Raw genomic sequence first — 19665 nt, 5'->3', positions numbered from 1 at the left:
CAAGTACATGCCAAATCCATGGATGAAATCAATCAAGCTCCTACTGATTCCGGCGTTGTTCCTCCTTACGCTAGCGGGTTGTGGCAGCCCTGGAGTTGGCGAGACATATCCGCTTGAATCTGTCTCTACGAAGGACAATGGACAGTCGTCACGCATCTACCGTGCGGAAAACAAGACTGTACCGGAAGTAGCCTCGGAGCTGGCGGAGCAGAATTCGCCAGATGAAATCTCCAAAGAAGATTCGCAGCATATGTTCCTCATTTATCCGGACGAGATCTACCATTTGCAGCAAGACGCTGCCAAGCCGACGGATACGTTGATCGAGGTCGACAGCAAAGAGTACGTCCGGCAAAACTACGATTCTTCGTTTTTGCAGGGATATATTGTAGCCAGCGTACTGGATGATTTGTTCGACGGACTTAAGAAAAGTACAAAGGGTAGCTATCGTGGCTACTCTAGCAAGGACATATACAAGCCTTCCGGTACGTATCGCGTGCCTACAATCGAGGACAAAAAAGTAGCGCCGCCAATTACCAAAGAGGGTACGGGAAGTATTTTCAAACGGGGTAATGCGAAGAACGCGGATGGTATGGTAGGTTCTGACGGCAACCTTTTCAAGAAGAAGGCGGATTCATCTTCTAGCGGTAGTTCAGGCAAGATTATTCGTTCTTCCAGCAGTCAATCGTCGAATTCAAGTGACTCTTTTTCATCCAAACGTTCGAGCTTTTCCCCGCCGAAAAGTAAATCGCCCCCACGAACGAAGGTTGGGGGTTCTGGGCGGATCACCAAGCGCCGATAACTGTAAAAACAAGAGAGAAACGAAGACCCCCAAACGATTTTGATAGCTCGTTTGGGGGTGTTTTTTGTTTTGCTGATTAACGCTGCTTGGTTTCTACCGTATACACAACGTCTTCATTTTGATATTTGTACACATACAAGAAGTAACGGCCTGGCTTTACTTGATAATGGGCACTTTGCAGATTTCCCTCCCGCTCTTGCGGGTACGTTACAGGCTGATCCAGATTTCCTTCATGGAATAGCATCCAAGTCACACCTTGTCCCTCTTGAGGGTTTAAAGAAATACGTATTTCTTCTGGTTTATCTACTTGGAAGGCAAAGATATCTTGCCAATCGTTTCCTTTCATGTCCCCTGAAACAGTCGTGCCAATCTTTAATGGACCATTTGCTTGTTCGGTAGAATCATTGCTCTCGTTTTCTTGATAGAGCTGCTCTTGTGGGCGATCTTCCCCCGTAACCAATAAGCGAAACGGTTGGTCCTCTTGTCCTGTACGATACGTATAAGCAGTCACATAGTAAGTCCCCGGTTTCGCATCGAATGATCCGATCAGCTTGTTGCCTTCACGCTTGGTGGGATAGGAGATGTAGTTCTCTCTATCAGACTCGTGGAATACAAGCCACGCCACACTATCTCCATTCTTTGTTTCCATCTCTACTTGAAGCTGTTGGGCTGATTTCACATCGAGCCGGAACTCCTGACTCGGTTTTTGTGGATGGATGATACCCGTGATCGGCTTACCTAATGAAATTGACGATTCTTCAGGATTTGGGTTTGGATTTGGATTTGGATTTGGCTGTTCCGTTTCGGAGCCATCTTCTTGAGCCAGCTTCCCGTGGAACACGACATCATAGGCAAAGCGTCCATCTTTTGTTGTACGATAATTGGTAAAATAGCTCGTAACCGTGTCATAGCCATTCCAGGAGAGATCCGATAACTCCTTGAGGAATCCATTGGTGAGGCGGTTCATTTCTTGCCAATCCTGATATTCTCCTTGAGAAGTTCCGCCCGTATAGACCCCGCGCAACGTGAAGCTGCGGAAATCCCCAGAGTCTTTTTCATCTGTTTTTACATCGGTCAGAGAGGCAACCTTTGCGATTTGACGATAAACCTCTTCTTTGTTCGTCACGTCTACTTTTTGTAGGTAATCATCTGAAACGAGAGGAACATCCAACTCTTCATACTGGTCGATCAAATCTTCTAACGTTTCTTGATAGCCACGTTCAAGTGCGCGATCATGGCTGAATTCTTCGATCAAGTCATCATAAGCAGATACATCATTGGAACGGATCGTATCATTGATTTTATCCAGACGAGCAAAATCATTCTTGAACAGATGGTACTGAAGCGCGAATGAGTAGTCGTAGAATGCCAGGGTTCCGTATTTGGCACGCATCATATCGGCCGCAGTGTAATCGAGATAAGGCGCTGCATTTCGAATATTGCCTACAACTGACTGGCGAGGCTTGATTCCTTCTGTTCGGGTAGCACCTGCGAAAAACTCGGCTCCACCTTCTTCATACCAAGGCAAGCGACTGTTTTCATAAATCTTTCCCTGTCCCCACATGCCCGGCACTTCATATCTGCCTTGCAAATAGTGGACGAATTCATGACGGAACAGCTCTTCCAGACTGTAGATGCTTTGTTCTTTTGTCCGATCGTAGGTGAAGAAAGTGCCGGTACCCTCGATGTAGATACCACCATTATCTGTGTCGTATCCGTACAAGAAGCGATTCATTTTATATTCATCAGGCGTATTGTAGATGACAATAGTCAGTACATCATCCGGATTGCCGCTCTCAAGCTCCTTGTCATTGCCTATGACACGATGAAATTGTGCCTTCACTTCCTTGGATGCCCAATACAAGCGCTCAACCTGTTCTTCTGTTAGGTTATCTCCTGTTTTGAACACAACCGCTCCGTCATCAAAAGTGAATTGCTGCGGAAGATAATGCTTTTTGCCTTCTTTTTTCATTTCCTCGAGGTCGATTTTTTTGCCATTGGCATCCTCACCATATGCTTCCACGATTTGTTGGGCCGCAGTGAAGTAGGGCTCGCTCCACTTTTTATACGTTTTCATCGCTTTGGTCAATATGTCATTGGCTTTGTCAGGATCACTGTAGTAGCTTCCTAATTTCCCTGTGTAATACAGGGCATTGTTCGTCAACCATACGTGATCAGCGGAGGTTTCCCCATTTTCGGCCATGTCAAAAATGGGGTCGAGAAATGCGTCGATGCTGCCTTTCAACTCGTCTCTTTCTGAATCATCTACTCCCCAAATCAGAACGTAGCCGACACCTTGAAGGACGCTGTAAAAGGCCTCGCTTGCTTCGCGATCATCTGACCATTTATCCCGATTGTCGTTAAAGTCCTCCATTATTTTTGTCAGAAGACCAATTGTCTCTGAATCAACAGTGGTGTTGCTAATTAATTTTCCCGTTGAACTGATGATTTCATTTTGAGTCTTTGTACCTAAGACGAAATTTTCATTGGTAGTAATTGCTTGAAGGGCTGGAATAATCTTTTGCTTATACTTTGGCTCCATCAAATACTTTAATTCATTATGGTAGTACCCCAAGTAATACCCCGAACGCAAAACCTCTACATAGGTATGGATGCCCTGCTCATCATCCTTGGTGAAGTTTTTGCCACTCTCTTGCAGGGCATCGATGATGGCCTGAACCCGCTCCCGATCCTCATAAAATTCCTGAGTGTCGTCGTTGTAAGTAAACAGCTCGGGGATTTGCGTCCAACTGATTTCCTTCAACAATTCAACAAGCTCTGAATTGTCCAATGTATTCAGATGCGAGATGCTGTACTTCTCCTGTTTGGCTGCTTGGCGTAATTGTGTTTTCGACATGTTTTCCTGAACAGGTGTATGACCAATCTGCGAATCAATGGGCTCTTGGGATAGGATTTGCGGTGTGCTTTTGGCTTGAGCTGCTAGTGGCAAGCCAGCCGCTACCGTTGAAATTGCAATTGATCCTGCTGTTACCATGCTAATCCATGAACGATTCATTTCTTTCGTTGACTCCTTTTTCATTCATTTTGGAAGTATAAGTGAATATTTTATAGTATCGGTATCCAACATGAAAATACTTACAAATAAAACAAAAGATGACGGAATATAGCTCTTTTTTCCTATTTGGCAAAAAGAAAAGAATGTCTAGTGAAGTAGCTTTGTAAGTATGGAAAGAGAGCGACTTTTGTTTGCCTATGACGAAAACATGATTGTTGATCGACAAAAGAAGGAGGGATGTGCATCCAGCATTCGACAGTCTTTGTTAGCCGCATTGGCTATGATTGACATTGGGAAATCACAGATAGGCGAAGTTGGCGGAGGGGAGTGCTAGAAGATGCTGGAAAAAATTCTCGAACTGCGTTCACGATCCATGTCCATTGCACAAATTGCCAAAGAGTGCGGCTTAACGATCGGTCAAGTAAAGTATCGTCTGCAAAAAGACCGTGCCAAGCCAGAGGCATCATCTCCCGCTAGAAGAGAATTGGAATGGCAATTGCCTGGGTTTTATGGTCGGGACATTGTCAAAGTGATGGTACAAGGACCGACGGTGTTATTCATCTATTGGGAAATCACTTGGCCGCGCATGAGAATGGTCGCATCGTACCTGCAAGCCGATTATCGTCACATCCAGAAGGGCTTGCGTCTGTATGATGTGACCGAACGCTTATTTGATGGAAAAAATGCGCATTCCGTCCGAGATGTGTTCGTACATGAAGAGGCTCATTCCTGGTATGTGAAAGATGTAGAGCCAGGACGTACATACATTGTTGATTTTGGTTTATATGAACACAATCGGTTTTGTCCGATATTACGCTCGGAAACGGTAGTTACTCCACGCCATTCAAAAGCTAGCTGGGGGGAACCGCTAGTTGAGCCCGTCCACGATCCAGCTACACCTTCCTGGTTTGAGAACTTTTCCTCCTATTCGTTGTATACCAAAACATCAAATAAGTGAGGTGTCATTTGTGCACAAAGGTTATTTCTCCCTCGTGTTGCATGCCCATTTGCCTTATGTCCGACACGGGGATCGGGACGATCGCCTGGAAGAGCGCTGGGTGTATGAAGCCATGCTGGAATGCTATCTTCCTTTGCTCATGGTTTTCGACAAACTCCTCTCAGACGGCATCGCTTTTCGCATGACCCTTGCTATTTCTCCGACATTACTTTCCATGCTGGATGATGATCTGATCGTGACACGTTTTCGCACACATCTAGCGAAGACCGTTGAATTGGCTGGGAAGGAAGTCAAACGAACCGCAAGTCAACCCCGAGAAAACCGTATCGCCAAAATGTATGTGGAACGATTTCGAACCATCATTGCCTATTGCCGCAAGTGGGATTTTCAACTGATCAAGGCCTTTCGGAAAATCGCGGACAGTGGATGCCTCGAACTCATCACTTGCGCTGCCACACACTCCTTTTTGCCCTATGTAGAAACAGAAGAGGCGATTCGGGCACAGCTTCTGGTAGGTATTGATACACATGAGCGGATTTTGGGAAGACGTCCGAAGGGAATTTGGCTGCCAGAGTGCGGGTATACACCTGGACTGGATCGTTTGCTGAAAGAAGCCGGACTTCGGTATTTCTTTGTAGACAGTCACACGATAGAGCATGCGACGCCTTTACCTCGCAGAGGTGTGCTGGCTCCCTTGTTTACGCCCCATGATGTGGCTGCCTTTGCCCGAGATGAAGTGGCTTCCCGCCAGGTATGGAGCTCGATCGATGGTTATCCGGGGGACTATGACTATCGGGAATACTACAGGGATATCGGATTTGACAGGGAGATGAGCTACATTGAACCGTACATCCATCCTGACGGCATTCGCGTGCATACCGGTTTGAAATACTATCGGATTACCGGAAAAGAAGGGGATAAAGACTGGTATGAGCCAAGCTGGGCGCGCGAAAAAGCAGCGTCACATGCGGGCCACTTCCTGTATCACCGAGAGCGTCAAGTAGAGGAAGCCAGTCAATGGATGGATCGCAAGCCGCTGGTCGTCGCCACTTATGATGCGGAGCTGTTTGGCCATTGGTGGTTCGAGGGTCCGCAGTTTTTGGATTTTCTCATACGCAAAACGGTTTGTGATTCAAAAAAAGTGAAATTAATGACACCATCTGAATATTTGGAGGAGTATCCAGAACAGGATCGCGGTCACTTGCCGATGTCTACATGGGGAAGAAATGGCTACGGAGAAGTCTGGCTGAACGAGAACAATGGCTGGATATACAGGCATCTGCATCAGGCAGAGGGGGAACTGATCGGAGCGATTACTACCTATTCTGAAATGAAAGGAGATCAGCTTGCCTTACGGTGCCTCAGGCAGGCCGCACGCGAATTGATGCTCGCCCAAAGCAGTGATTGGGCGTTTATTTTAGACGGTCAAACGGTCACTCGGTATGCGGTACAACGCATTCATGACCATTTGGTTCGCATGCGCGCTCTCTTGGCGATGTATCGGGAGCATCAACTGGATGAAGAGGCTATTACACAAGCAGAAGCTGATTTTCCGATCTTTCCTGACTTGGATATCACGTTCTATTTGCCTAAACAAACGCATAGAGTGAACGTATCGCGTCAATTGGTAGCGGCTGCGCAAGATCAGGCTTCGACAAAAACTGTTTTGATGCTTACATGGGAATTTCCCCCTCATGTGGTAGGGGGGCTTGGCCGGGCTGTCTACGATCTCGCCAGGCATCTTGTCCAGCAAGGAGTAGCGGTGCATGTGCTGACACGTGCGACAGATTCATGCTCCATAGATGAGACGATGGAAGGGGTTCACGTACACCGTTTGCCTACGTACATTCCTTCTGAACAAGCTGACTTTCTGGCATGGGTGTTTCAACTGAATTTGGCGATGGTCGATGCTGTCTCCCAACTATGGTCACTCGGGGTGCGGCCAGATCTTATCCACGCACACGATTGGCTGGTGAGCTGGGCTGCGATCGAACTGAAACAGAGGTACTCCCTTCCGCTCGTCAGCACGATTCATGCACTGGAACATGGTCGGCATCAAGGTATTCATACACCGTTGCAGCAAAGGATTCATGAGTGTGAACGTACGCTAACACAAAGCTCTGACTCGATGATCGTATGCAGCAAGTATATGGAGTCGGAAGTGATGCGCCTGTTCGGAACGCCATCGTCCCAATTACGTGTCATTCACAACGGTGTCGATCTCATTCCCCTGCCGGATGTAAATCGTGAACAGCTTCGGCAGGAGTTGGCGATAGGGGACGGTCCTGTTCTCTTTTTTGTAGGCCGCTTGGTCCGGGAAAAAGGTGTTCACCTATTGTTGGAGTCCATGGCAAGGCTGCGCGATGAGTTTCCGCATGCGAGGTTGCTTGTAGCTGGCAGAGGACCGATGCAAGACGAATGGGAGCAGTTGGTCCATCAGATGGGACTTTTTGAGCAAGTACGCTTCTTGGGCTTCGTAGATGATCGAAGGAGAAATGAGCTGTTCGCCTTGGCTGATGTGGCGGTATTCCCGAGCTTGTATGAGCCTTTTGGAATTGTTGCACTAGAAGCGATGGCTTTAGGTACGCCTATTCTGGTTGCGGATACGGGAGGGCTGCGAGAGATCGTTCGCCACGGCGAAAACGGCGCCATGATGTACACAGGTGACCCCGAATCGCTGACGAATCAACTCCGTTGGCTACTGCGCGACCCTGATCAGCGGCATAAACTGGCCCAGACGGCAATGCAAGATGTTAAACAGTTTTACAACTGGACACTTCTGGCTAGCCAAACCATCGATCTATACCGTTCGCTTGGCGATCCTGCGGAAATCGGCATGACAACATAGATTGCAACGATGAAGGAGGAAGAAAAAAAGATGAAGGCAGTAATCATGGCTGGGGGAAAAGGTACACGACTACGTCCGTTAACATGCCACACGCCAAAACCAATGGTGCCACTCTTAAACCGGCCTTGCATGGAGTACACGATTGATCTATTGAAAAAGCATGGGATTACTGAGATAGCAGTGACACTCCAGTATCTGCCTGATGTCATCCGAGATACGTTTGGTGATGGGTCTCGCTACGGTGTTTCGCTTGTCTATTTTGAAGAAACAATTCCGTTGGGCACGGCAGGCAGCGTGAAGAACTGCGCCGATTTTCTCGATGAGCGTTTTGTTGTGATCAGTGGAGATACGTTGACAGACATCGATTTGTCGGCAGCCATCCGTTTTCATGAGCAAAATAACGCACTGGCTACGTTGATTTTGACGCGCGTAGAAACACCGCTGGAATTCGGAGTTGTCATGACAGATGAGGCCGGACGCATTACCCGTTTTTTAGAGAAGCCGAGCTGGGCGGAGGTTTTTAGCGATACGGTGAATACGGGGATATACGTCTGCGAGCCGGAGGTCTTGTCTTCTATAGAAGAAGAGCGGGAAGTGGATTTCAGCAAGGACATTTTCCCGTCCTTTTTGCAGGCAGCAAAGCCTTTATACGGATATGAAGCAAGTGGCTATTGGTCCGATATTGGCTCTATGGAGGTTTATCAGCAAGCCCAGTTTGATTTGCTGGATGGACACGTACATCTCGAAATAAAAGCACAGGAAATCGCGCCGCGCATTTTCTTGGAAAATGATGTTCGCATCGATTCATCAGTCCGGTTGGAAGGCCCTGTCTATATTGGTGAAAATGTACACTTGCAGGCTGGAGTTGCCGTCGGTGCTTATTCCATTCTGGGAAAAAATACGGTGATTTCTTCCGGTACGAAGCTGTCCAGGACGATTATTTGGGAAAACAGTGTCATTGGGAAAAAAGCAGAGATCACAGGAACGACCCTCTGCCGCAACACCCGAATTGCAGATTGCGTACAACTCGGGGAAGGGGCGGTTATTGGAGACCAGTGCCTCATTGGGGCGAAGTCAGTGGTAAAGGCCGGAATCAAAATTTGGCCGGATAAGGAAGTCGGGGAAAATGCGACTGTCACCACCTCGCTCATTTACGGTGCCAAGCAAACCAAAAATTTGTTTGGGACGCAAGGAATCAAGGGCATTGGCAATGTTGACATCACGCCCGAATTCGTCACTAGACTTGCTGCTGCCTACGCGTACTTACTACAAGCGGGGGATAAGATTGCGCTTTCGGCATGCGCACACCCATTTGCTCAGCTATTGAAGCATAGCATCATGACCAGTTTGTGCTCTTCCGGAATTGATACAGTCGATCTCGGGATTGGCAATTCACCTTTGATCCGGTACGGCGTGCGCTCTCTGGATTGCAAAGGCGGCATTCATGTTTATATGGCAGAGCCAGTCGATGATAAAGAGATTGTCATCCAATTCATCGATCATGCGGGCTTGCCGATTTCCCGTGAGATGGAGCGCAAAGTTGAGAATGCCTACTGGCAAGAGACTTATGTTCGCAACCTGCATCGGTTGGGAGCACTGCAAGTCGAGCATCAAGTACAAGAGGCATATCTTCACGCTTTGGTTCAACAGTTGAACGTATCGTCCATCCAGCGTCAGCGCTTTCGACTGCTGATCGATAGTGAACAGCGTTTTTTTCCTACTTTTCTTGCGCCACTCTTGCATGCACTTGGAGTTACCGCCGATTACAGCTCCATACAAGAAGGTATTCGAAAAAAGGGAGCAGATTTAGGCGTTCGTCTCGATAAAAATGGCGAGCAATTTACCTTGTTTACCGAGCATGGAGAGAAGCTCTCGAATGAACAGATCACGGCGCTGCAACTGCTGGCATGCAGTGGTCAACATCGGCGTATCGGCCTGCCAGTGAGTGCCCCGATTGAATTGGAGCATATGGCCCAGCTGTTGCAAATGGAGGTTGTACGCACCAAGGTCTCTCCGCGGTCCATGATGGAGGTATCGAGTGAACAACGTTTTCATCCGATGTTTGACGCCGTTTACAGTCTCATGCGAATTCTTTCGTATCTCGCTTCTGAAGAAAAATCGCTCAGCGTTTTGCTGGAGTTGTTGCCAGCGTGCCATATGGAGAAAAAGACTGTCTTTTGCCCATGGGCAGCAAAAGGGAAGGTCATGCGCAGAGTGATGGAAGAAAACAAAGGCAAGCTGCTGGAGCTCGTCGATGGAATCAAGGTGTACGATTCGAATGGCTGGGTGCTGATTTTACCCGATTCAGAGGATTCGCACGTAAAAGTGATTTCGCAAGGGGCGACGGCAGAGACCGCGGCTACGCTTGCTTCTTCCTATGCGAGGCGAATTGCCGAATATCAGTTTCACGAAAAGAGAGAGATCGACAGCCTATAACGAAAAGGACGTGAAGGCATGCCGAGACCGCTCGTCGTCGGGAATGGAAAACTGCTGATTAATTTTGATGACAAACTGCACATGCGAGATCTCTATTTTCCGTATGTCGGTCAGTTGAATCATGTCGGGGGACACTTTAGCAAGCTGGGGATATGGGTACAAGGTCGCTTTTCCTGGCTGGATGAAGACGGCTGGACGCGGCAGCTCGGATACGGACAGGAGTCTTTGGTGACAGATGTTCATGCGCATCATGAACATCTGGGCATCTCCTTGCAAATCGCAGATGGGGTGCATCAGCGTGACCCGATTTATTTGAAAAAGGTGTGCGTTCGAAATTTGACGAGCGAGATGCGGGAGGTCAGGCTGTTTTTTCATCACGATTTCAGCTTGAATGAGACGGAGGTAGGGGATACCGCTGTTTTTGATCCCATCCTGCGCACCATTTATCACTACAAGCGCAATGTGTACATCATGGCGAATGGAAAAACGGATACGGGTGGGATCGATCAATATAGCGTCGGAATCAAGCGGTTCAACTATGCGGAGGGGACCTGGAGGGACGCAGAGGATGGTCTTTTGTCTGGCAATCCGATTGCGCAAGGCTCCGTAGATAGTACAATCTCTTTTTCTCTCACCCTGCAACCCCAAGAAGAGAAGGCGCTCTTCTACTGGATGTGCATTGGTGAATCGTATGAGGCTGTCAAAGGATTGAACCAGTATGTACTCGAAAGTGATCCGGAACATTTGCTCAATCGGGTAGCGGTGTATTGGCAGCGTTGGGTCAATAAGGAAGGGCGTGACTTTGCTGATCTTCCGGCAGAGGTTGTCAATCTGTACAAGACCAGCTTGCTACTCGTGCGTACGCAAATCGATCAGAACGGAGCGATTCTCGCAGCGAATGACTCGGATATTCTTCAATTCAATCGCGACCATTACAGCTACATGTGGCCAAGAGACGGGGCGTTGATTGCGAGTGCGATGGCGAAAGCGGGCTACACGGGAGTCGTCGCACCATTTTTTCGGTTTTGTGCAGACGCCTTGAATAAGGAAGGATATTTGCTGCACAAGTACAATCCAGATGGGTCTGTCGGCTCCAGTTGGCATCCGTATATTGTTGACGGAGAAATTCAGCTCCCGATTCAGGAGGATGAGACGGCGCTCGTGCTGTATGCCCTCTGGGAGCAATACAAGAGCGGCAAGCAAATTGAAGATTGCCAGGCTCTCTATCCCACGCTGGTTCGTCCGGCAGCTCGCTTTTTGCTGGAGTATGTCCATTCAGAGCTGCAACTCCCAAAACCAAGCTACGACTTATGGGAAGAGCGACGGGGAATTTTTACGTTTAGCAGTGCTACGGTTTTTGCAGGCTTAATGGCTGCAGCTCGTTTCGCCCAGTTGTTCGGGGATGATCGGCGCTACAAACGCTACGCAGAAGGGGCAGAGCGCATTCGTGGGGCGATGGAAAAACATCTGTACGACCCTGAAAGCGGGCGTTTTCTGCGCGGGATTTATGTAAGAGCAGATGGGAGTGTCGAAAAAGATTTCACGGTGGAGAGCAGCTTGTTCGCCTTGTTTGCGCTTGATGTGTTTTCCGTAGATGATCCGAGGGTTGAGCGGACAATGGAAGCTGTCAAAAAAAGTTTGCGGGTAGACACGGCGATCGGTGGAATTGCCCGCTATCAAGGGGATTACTATTTCAAAAAATCACATGACACGGTGAAGGTGCCGGGAAATCCATGGATCATTTGCACTTTATGGGTGGCTGATTGGGAAATTGCCAAGGCAAAATCGCTCGATGAACTCCAAGAGCCAAAGAGCAGACTGGCTTGGGTCGTACGACATGCCCTACAAAGCGGCGTGCTCTCCGAACAGCTCGATCCGTATACAGGTGCTCCTGTGTCCGTTGCACCCCTGACATGGTCGCATGCTACTTATGTTGCCACTGTTTTGCGTTATTTGGAGAAGGTGAATGAGTTGCGGTAACGAGGGGAGAGATGAGTAGATGACAACGATCCGTTTCGGTACGGACGGTTGGCGCGACATAATCGCAGATGGCTTTACTGTCGAGAATGTCCGTATTGTCGCACAAGCCATCGCCAGCTATACCAAAGAAATCGGACAGCAGGAGCAGCCTGTTTTGGTTGGACACGACACGCGGTTTCTCGGGAGACGCTTTGCACAGGAGGTTGCAGCTGTCCTGACCGCCAATGACATTCGTACCTATTTGGTGAACGAAGCAGCGCCAACGCCTGCCGTAGCCTTTGGAGTGAAGCATTTTGCAGCGAGTGGCGCAATCATGATCACGGCCAGTCACAATCCACCCGAATATAACGGCATCAAATACATTCCGGAGTACGCTGGACCCGCAACGCCTGCGATCACGCAAAGATTGGAAGAGTGGATCAGCGAAACCTGCCAGACCAAATCGGTGCGTACGATTTCCCTCGCGGAAGCAAAGACCCGCAAGCTGCTGCAAGTCATTGTGCTGCGTCCTCATTACGAGGCGCATCTGAGACGGATGGTAAATATGGATGTTTTGAAAAACTCTTCCTTGTCCGTTGTTGTCGATGCCATGCATGGTGCCGGTATGGGCTATGTGAGCGGTTTTTTGTCAGAGGCGGGGGTGAAAAACGTCGGTATCCGAGAGGTACCGGATGCAGCTTTTGGCGGAGATTTGCCTGAGCCAAACGATAAGCATTTACATTTGTTAAAAAAAGAAGTCGTAGAACGCCAAGCATCTCTTGGTCTTGCCAATGACGGCGATGCGGATCGCTTCGGAGTCGTCGACCGCTTTGGACAGTATATCACGCCCAATGAAGCACTCGTGCTGCTAACCTATCATTTGCGAAAAAATCGTGGCTTGACTGGACGCATTGTGAGAACGGTAGCAACCACGCATCTGCTGGATCAGATGGCTACGCATTATGGTCTTGAGTTGGTAGAGACGCCAGTCGGTTTCAAGTACATTGGTGAGGAAATGCGCAAAGGCGATGTGCTTATCGGCGGAGAGGAAAGTGGCGGGGCGAGTATTCTCGGTCACATCCCGGAGAAGGACGGCGTACTCATCAATTTGTTGCTTGCCGAAATGTGCGCGTATGAAAACAAAGGAATCGATCAAATACTGCGAGACGTCTACGAGCAGTTCGGCGAGCTGTTCCACACGCGGCTTGATATGAAATTGCCGGAAAAAGATCAATGGGTACAGCAAATGATCGCCAAGCCACCTGCACTCATCGGTCCTTATCAGGTTTTGGAGATTCAAAGAGTGGATGGGGTCAAGCTGTTGCTCGAGGAAGGACATTGGGTCTTGATCCGTCCGTCTGGCACAGAGCCGTTGGTGCGTATTTATTGTGAAGCAACGAATGCGGCAGCCTTGCAGAAGCTGCAAGATTCGATTCGCGAATGGTTTTTGGAGATTAATGTGTAAATTATGAAAGGGAGAGCCTGCATGATGTGTCAGGTTCTTCTTTTTTTGCTGAGGAACCTGTTATGTGGCTGCGGAGAAGAGAAGAATATTTCCAGTCTAGGCTCCAGGCTTCGTCCCGCTGAGAGCAGAGACTGTCCGCTCCGAAGGGATTCGCGGGGAAACGCAAAAGTGGTAGCCGCTTCGTAGCGCGAGCACGTTGCGTTTCTTTTGCCCGCGAATCCCTTCTGCGCTGGGTAGGACTCCACAAGTCGCTACGTCTGGAAATATTCTTCTCTGGCGAAACGATTACATTCTTCATTCTTTTAAAGCTTTAAAATGTGTGGTAAACACAGGAAGCTCGTAGAGGAAACAGGAGAAAAAAGCGAAGATCTTAGGGACACCGACCGAGGCGCAATGAAAAAAAGAGAAACAAGCTCTTAGCGTCCACCTCTGAGATACCTCCTGAAGGGACGACTTTGGACGCGGGTTTCGCTTTTTATCATGGAGCCGGGCAGTCAATCTCCCAGCGGGTGGCCCTAGAATCTGAGCGTTTTCTCCTGTTTCCTCCCCACCGCGACAGTTACTTGAAGATCCTTCTATGCGGCTGCGGAGAAGAGAAGAATATTTCCAGTCTAGGCTCCAGGCTTCGTCCCGCTGAGGGCAGAGACTGTCCGCTCCGAAGGGATTCGCGGGGAAACGCAAAAATGGTAGCCGCTTCCTAGCGCGAGCACGTTGCGTTTCTTTTGCCCGCGAATCCCTTCTGCGCTGGGTAGGACTCCACAAGTCGCTACGTCTGGAAATATTCTTCTCTGGCGAAACGATTACATTCTTCATTCTTTTAAAGCTTTAAAATGTGTGGTAAACACAGGAAGCTCGTAGGGGAAACAGGAGAAAAAAGCGAAGATCTTAGGGACACCGACCGAGGCGCAATGAAAAAAAGAGAAACAAGCTCTTAGCGTCCACCTCTGAGATACCTCCTGAAGGGACGACTTTGGACGCGGGTTTCGCTTTTTATCATGGAGCCGGGCAGTCAATCTCCCAGCGGGTGGCCCTAGAATCTGAGCGTTTTCTCCTGTTTCCTCCCCACCACGACAGCACCATACAAGAGCCTTATTTTCCAAATGAATCAGTTAGAATCATTCGTTATACACTACATAAAAACAGGTACGATTGGTGGACATTCGCTACCCATTTACCAAATCAAAAAAATGAGGTATTCTTGTCCATATGCAATCCTTTCATTGGAATCGGACAGGACCTCCTGGCCCTACCAGTGCAAAGGATTTTTTGCCCCTTATAGGAAGTGTCTGAATGATCGTAGTAGTAATTTTGTTTTAACGTAGTTCGAAGTCGGTAACTGATGAGAGATGATGAGAAACGATGCGGATCGATCAGCATATATTGAAAGCTTTTTTACAGGAAGTTCAAGTGGAGAGTCTGTCGCCAGATGATCCAGTCGTCGTACACCACACGCCATATCCCTGGGAGCTGGTCGGTACTGGCAATTATGCTGCCGTATTTGCCCATCCGGACTATCCGAAGGTAGTGATCAAGCTGTACGCACCTGGAAGACCAGGAGCCGAACAGGAAATCGAAGTCTATCGCAAGCTTGGCGAGACTCGTTCCTTCCCCATCTGTTATGATTATGGAGAAGGATACCTGGTCATTACGCGGATGAACGGCATACCCCTGTTTGACTGTGTGCGCTTTGGTATCCCGATTCCTCCGCAGGTGATTGAAGACGTGGAGGAGGCGCTAGAAGAAGCCCGCAGGAAGGGCTTGTTTCCACATGATGTCCATGGGAAAAACGTATTAATGGATCAGGGACGAGGGTATCTGATTGATGTATCGGATTACTATGTCAATGATACAGACACGAAATGGCGTGATTTACGTAAGGCGTATTACAAGGTGTATCTGCCGTTTATCAAGGATCGTGGATGGAAAATTCCATTGTGGATGCTGGAAGTCGTACGCAAAGGCTATCGACTGTACAAAAAAGGAAAGCGCTTGTTCACGTAGGCTGTCTCTGGTAAAATGATCATTTGACATTGTGTTTGTACAGTTGCTGGTCGAAGCAGAATAAGGAGGACATTCCATTGTTGTACTATCTCATTGCGGCAGTAATTATTGCGCTTGATCAGTTTACAAAGTATTTAGTCGTGAAGTATATGGAACTGGGAGAATCCATTCCTTTGATCGCGGACGTATTTCATCTAACTTCCCATCGAAACATGGGAGCGGCGTTTGGCATCCTGCAAAATCGACGTTGGTTTTTTATTGCCATTACCACTGTCGTTGTGATTGGGATTGTCATTTCCTTGATTCGCTTGGGAAAAAAACAACCTCGTGCATCGTTGGCGCTGTCATTTGTCTTGGGTGGAGCCGTCGGGAATTTCATTGATCGTGCGACGTCCGGTCAAGTCGTAGATTTTCTCGATTTTACGTTGATTCACTTCCCGATCTTTAACGTGGCTGATATGGCCATCACGATTGGTGTGGGGATTTTGCTTCTCGATGTTTTTCTGGATGGGAAGAAAAACCGATAGTCATGAGAATAATAGTGGGAAAGCTCGGATAGGTGGAGAACATACATGAATGACACGCAATTATTTGAACGTTACGATTGGACGGTAGACCCAGCGGATACGAGTGAGCGCATCGACAAATTTATCACGCTGCAAAATGAAGATTGGTCCCGTTCACAGGTGCAGGCTTGGGTAAAGGAAGGTCGTGTCACTGTAAATGGTGAACCGATCAAAAACAACTACAAGCTACAGGCAGAGGACGAAGTGACCCTCCGTGTTCCGCCGCCAAAAGAAATGGCGATCCAGCCAGAAGAGATGTCGCTTGATATTGTATATGAGGATAGCGATGTCGTGGTCGTGAATAAACCACGTGGACTCGTCGTGCATCCTGCTCCTGGTCATTACAGTGGGACACTCGTCAATGGGCTTTTGGCACATTGCAAGGATTTGTCCGGAATCAATGGCGTTTTGCGTCCGGGAATTGTCCACCGGATTGACAAGGATACTTCCGGCCTTTTGATGGTAGCTAAAAACGATAAGGCACATATGGGTTTGGCTGAACAATTGAAAGCACATACAGTCAATCGGAAGTATGTCGCGATTGTTCACGGTGTCATCCCGCATGAAATGGGAACGATTGAAGCACCAATCGGGCGCGATCCGAAAAATCGCCAGCAAATGGCGGTCGTTTTTGAAAACAGCAAGCCAGCTGTTACGCATTTTATCGTGTTGGAGCGCTTTAAGGAGTACACGTTGGTAGAATTGAAACTCGAAACAGGACGTACCCATCAAATTCGCGTACACATGAAGTACATTGGCTATCCACTGGCAGGTGACCCGAAATACGGTCCGAAAAATACATTGGAGCTCGATGGACAAGCTCTGCATGCGAAAACATTGGGCTTCATCCATCCACGTACAGGAGAGCAGCTCGAGTTCGAAGCGCCAATGCCGAAGGAAATGCTTGAGGTCATCGAAGTTCTCCGACAAGCGTAAAGAGAACAGGAGGAATAGCCGTGCTAAAAAGATTAGCGCATGTAACGCTGTACGTTCACGACTGTGAAGAGGCATTGCGGTTTTACACGGAAAAACTCGGTTTCGAAAAACGCATGGATTCGCGTATGGATGATGGCTCTCGTTGGCTCACCGTCAGCCTGCCTGGGCAGGAGATAGAGATTGTACTGCATGACCCAACTCATTGGCATCGGGAAGACGTTGCGCAGGAAATGCTTCGTCAAGTCGGCAAAAATCCAATGTGGGTTTGGGAGACGGATGATTTTTGGTCCACATACGAAACACTGCGTCAACGCGGTGTAAAGTTTGTGAGTGAACCAAACGAAGTGATGTATGGCATTGAGGTTGTTTTCGAGGATCTGTATGGCAATCGTTTTTTGTTGTTGCAGCCAGTCTTCCTATGACACTTACATAATGGCAGTTGGATTGGAAAACGCTAGTAGAGAGCTTATTACTTTCTTCTGGCGTTTTTTTCATCATTCAATAGAGCGTGTAAGGAGTGAATGCCTGTGATCGGAAAATGGGGGAAGCTGATCAGCCTTTTTGTCCTTTTGGCTGTACTTGTCACAGCAAACGGTGAAGCAAAGGTGGCAGCCCAAAGCCAGTGGCCAGAGCGAGTGAACAAGGAAATAAGCGTTCCGGCAAAAATTGCATTTACGAGCAACCAGCATTTGTTTTTGGTAGATGGACGGGATGCGACAGGAAAGGTAAGGCAAATCACCAAGGACGGCTATGCACAGATCGTGGGCTGGTCGCCAGACGGCAAGTGGCTCCTGTTTGTGAAATACAAAGGCAACGACAATTACTCGACACCAGGCTATGTGTGGATCGTCAGCGCTGACGGCAGCAAAGCTGTGCAGGTAGACGAGCGAGCGGTTTTTGAAACGCCAAAATGGTCTCCGAAAGCGAACAAGCTCGCGTACACCGTGAATGTTGGCAGTAATGAAGCACCGAGACTATTGCTGATCGTAAAAGACGTCCAAGAGCATGGAGAATTAGCTTTGCAAAGTACAACGAAGGCTGATTTCGCAGATTTTGCCTGGATGCCGGATGGGGAAAACATGCTTGTCTCGCTACCTGCCGAAAAAAATAAGCCGATGACACTGGCCTTGCGCACACTTGCAGGTAAACCGTTGGCTGCCTATCCGATAGCAGAACCGCCAAAAGTGGGGGAAGGCATATACCTATGGGCAGCGACAGGCTTAAAAGTATCTCCGGATGGGAAGGCTGTGGCCTACTTTGTCAGGTATAACTCAGGCTCCTTGTCTGCTGATGGCGTACCGATTCAATGCTTTAATTTGACACAGCCTGCCAAAAAGCCATTAGAGATCGGAACAGGATTGGCTTATCCTGATTGGCTTGCCTGGACACCAAATGGCGAACAGCTCGCTTTTGTCGATGGAACTGACCGGATCGCCACAACTAACAAGCAGTTGAAGCTGATGGATCGAGCAGGAAAGGTCAAAACAGTCAGCCCTGGTCCAGTGGTGGTTGACACTTACCCGGTATGGATTCCGAAAGCTCCGTACACGCTGCTTTTCACCAGAGGCTTGGCTACAGAGTATTCCTACGACCCAAAGAAGGTCATGGTACCGGAACAAGGCATCTGGCGGCGATCCGCAGATGGAGCGGAGCAGCAGGTGACAAAAGGGGAAGCGAATACAGCGGACTACTATCCAGCGCCGTCTCCAGATGGGAAACAGCTTCTTTTCTTGCGGTTGGATCGAGCGGAGCATGGCTCCCTGTTTATCCAAGGAATTGGCGAGAATGCGGACAAACAAATCGAGCTGATCAAAGATATGACAGGGGACATTGGTTATTATGCGAACTACTTGCCACCGTGGGTCAGTGTCTATTGGGAATAGTTAGACTTTTTCGGGCTGCATTGACACCCGTCCTGAATCGTGACATAATTCTACATGACGAATGGAACCTTTAAATCCAGTCCAGTGAGGCTGGCAAGGGCACGGAATGACAAACAGACGGGACGTTTAAAAGTCCGGTCAGTTTGTCCGAGGGCTTCTTGTCTCCTGACAAGGAGCCTTTTTTCGTAAGGTCCACTGTTCCCGTCGAAAAGGGGGATATTGAGATGATCAACAAAAGCGTTATTATGGATGAAGCGGCGATCCGCCGCGCACTCACGCGAATCGCGCATGAAATTATCGAGCGAAATAAAGGCGTCGAGGATCTCATTATCGTGGGCATCAAGACCAGAGGGATCTACCTCGCGCAACGCCTTGTGGAAAGAATCGAAATGATTGAAAATGTGAAAGTCCCAGTCGGTGAGCTGGACATTACGTTCTATCGTGACGATTTGCAACACAAGTCCGAAGATGCCATTTTGCAAGGCTCCAAGCTCCCGGATCAAATCACAGGCAAGACCGTGATTCTGGTAGATGATGTTCTCTACACGGGAAGAACCGTGCGTGCCGCGTTGGATGCACTGATTGACAACGGTCGCCCACGGATGATTCAACTGGCTGTTCTGGTTGATCGTGGTCATCGCGAGTTGCCAATTCGCCCTGATTTCGTCGGAAAAAACCTCCCTACTGCCCGAACGGAAATTGTCGATGTACAATTGGCAGAAGTGGACGTTATGGATATTGTCTCCATCCGACAGCTACTGTAAAAAGAATAGGATTCCTCTTTAAAAACGATCCCGT

Annotated in this window: 13 protein-coding genes; 12 read left to right on the top strand and 1 reads right to left on the bottom strand. The window is 48.5% G+C overall.

Going from position 1 to position 19665, the window contains the following annotated elements; translation table 11 throughout:
- Nucleotides 1–7: 7 nt before the first annotated feature.
- Nucleotides 8–799 carry a DUF4247 domain-containing protein gene (locus tag FO446_RS18370; protein WP_173608176.1) on the top strand — a complete coding sequence of 264 codons (792 nt, stop codon included), beginning with the start codon at nt 8–10 and terminating at the stop codon, nt 797–799.
- Between the two features lie 76 nt (nt 800–875).
- On the opposite strand, the gene FO446_RS18365 is transcribed toward FO446_RS18370, so the two are convergent.
- Nucleotides 876–3815, bottom strand: coding sequence for a collagenase (locus tag FO446_RS18365; RefSeq protein WP_237898714.1), 2940 nt, complete (start codon nt 3813–3815; stop codon nt 876–878).
- A 337-nt stretch (nt 3816–4152) separates the two neighbouring features.
- Here FO446_RS18365 and FO446_RS18360 point away from each other — a divergent pair, with 337 nt between their 5' ends.
- The 11 genes from FO446_RS18360 (at nt 4153) to pyrR (ending at nt 19631) form a co-directional block, all read left to right on the top strand.
- Complete coding sequence (locus FO446_RS18360) at nt 4153–4773, top strand: DUF4912 domain-containing protein (RefSeq protein WP_173608175.1); 621 nt, start codon at nt 4153–4155, stop codon at nt 4771–4773.
- Nucleotides 4774–4783: 10 nt separating this feature from the next.
- The gene (locus tag FO446_RS18355; RefSeq protein ID WP_237898706.1) at nt 4784–7621 is read left to right on the top strand and encodes a 1,4-alpha-glucan branching protein domain-containing protein; all 2838 of its coding nucleotides are present in this window, start codon (nt 4784–4786) and stop codon (nt 7619–7621) included.
- 30 nt (nt 7622–7651) lie between these two features.
- A complete protein-coding gene (locus tag FO446_RS18350; protein WP_232773319.1) occupies nt 7652–10057 on the top strand; it encodes a sugar phosphate nucleotidyltransferase in 2406 nt (801 codons plus the stop codon).
- A gap of 18 nt (nt 10058–10075) precedes the next feature.
- The gene (locus tag FO446_RS18345) at nt 10076–12037 is read left to right on the top strand and encodes a glycoside hydrolase family 15 protein (protein ID WP_221869122.1); all 1962 of its coding nucleotides are present in this window, start codon (nt 10076–10078) and stop codon (nt 12035–12037) included.
- 19 nt (nt 12038–12056) lie between these two features.
- Entirely contained in the window at nt 12057–13481 is a 1425-nt protein-coding gene (locus FO446_RS18340) for a phosphoglucomutase/phosphomannomutase family protein (protein ID WP_237898704.1), read from the top strand.
- Between the two features lie 1359 nt (nt 13482–14840).
- Complete coding sequence (locus FO446_RS18335) at nt 14841–15482, top strand: serine/threonine-protein kinase (RefSeq protein ID WP_173608170.1); 642 nt, start codon at nt 14841–14843, stop codon at nt 15480–15482.
- Nucleotides 15483–15559: 77 nt separating this feature from the next.
- Nucleotides 15560–16009 (top strand): signal peptidase II, encoded by a 450-nt coding sequence (lspA, locus tag FO446_RS18330; protein WP_173608169.1) that lies wholly within the window; start codon nt 15560–15562, stop codon nt 16007–16009.
- A gap of 45 nt (nt 16010–16054) precedes the next feature.
- A complete protein-coding gene (locus tag FO446_RS18325; protein WP_173608168.1) occupies nt 16055–16984 on the top strand; it encodes an RluA family pseudouridine synthase in 930 nt (309 codons plus the stop codon).
- Nucleotides 16985–17004: 20 nt separating this feature from the next.
- On the top strand, nt 17005–17406 hold the full coding sequence (locus FO446_RS18320) for a VOC family protein (RefSeq protein ID WP_173608167.1): 402 nt from the start codon (nt 17005–17007) through the stop codon (nt 17404–17406).
- Nucleotides 17407–17505: 99 nt separating this feature from the next.
- Complete coding sequence (locus tag FO446_RS18315) at nt 17506–18867, top strand: TolB-like translocation protein (RefSeq protein ID WP_237898702.1); 1362 nt, start codon at nt 17506–17508, stop codon at nt 18865–18867.
- Between the two features lie 224 nt (nt 18868–19091).
- Nucleotides 19092–19631: a bifunctional pyr operon transcriptional regulator/uracil phosphoribosyltransferase PyrR gene (gene pyrR / locus FO446_RS18310; protein ID WP_007728461.1), complete on the top strand. Its 540-nt coding sequence runs from the start codon at nt 19092–19094 to the stop codon at nt 19629–19631.
- The last annotated feature ends 34 nt before the right edge of the window (nt 19632–19665 follow it).

It is taken from the genome of Brevibacillus brevis (assembly GCF_022026395.1).
In the GTDB taxonomy this organism is placed as follows: Bacteria; Bacillota; Bacilli; order Brevibacillales; family Brevibacillaceae; genus Brevibacillus.
The sequence above is the reverse complement of the archived record's forward strand: the minus strand, read 5'-3'. Positions and strand labels throughout refer to the sequence as shown.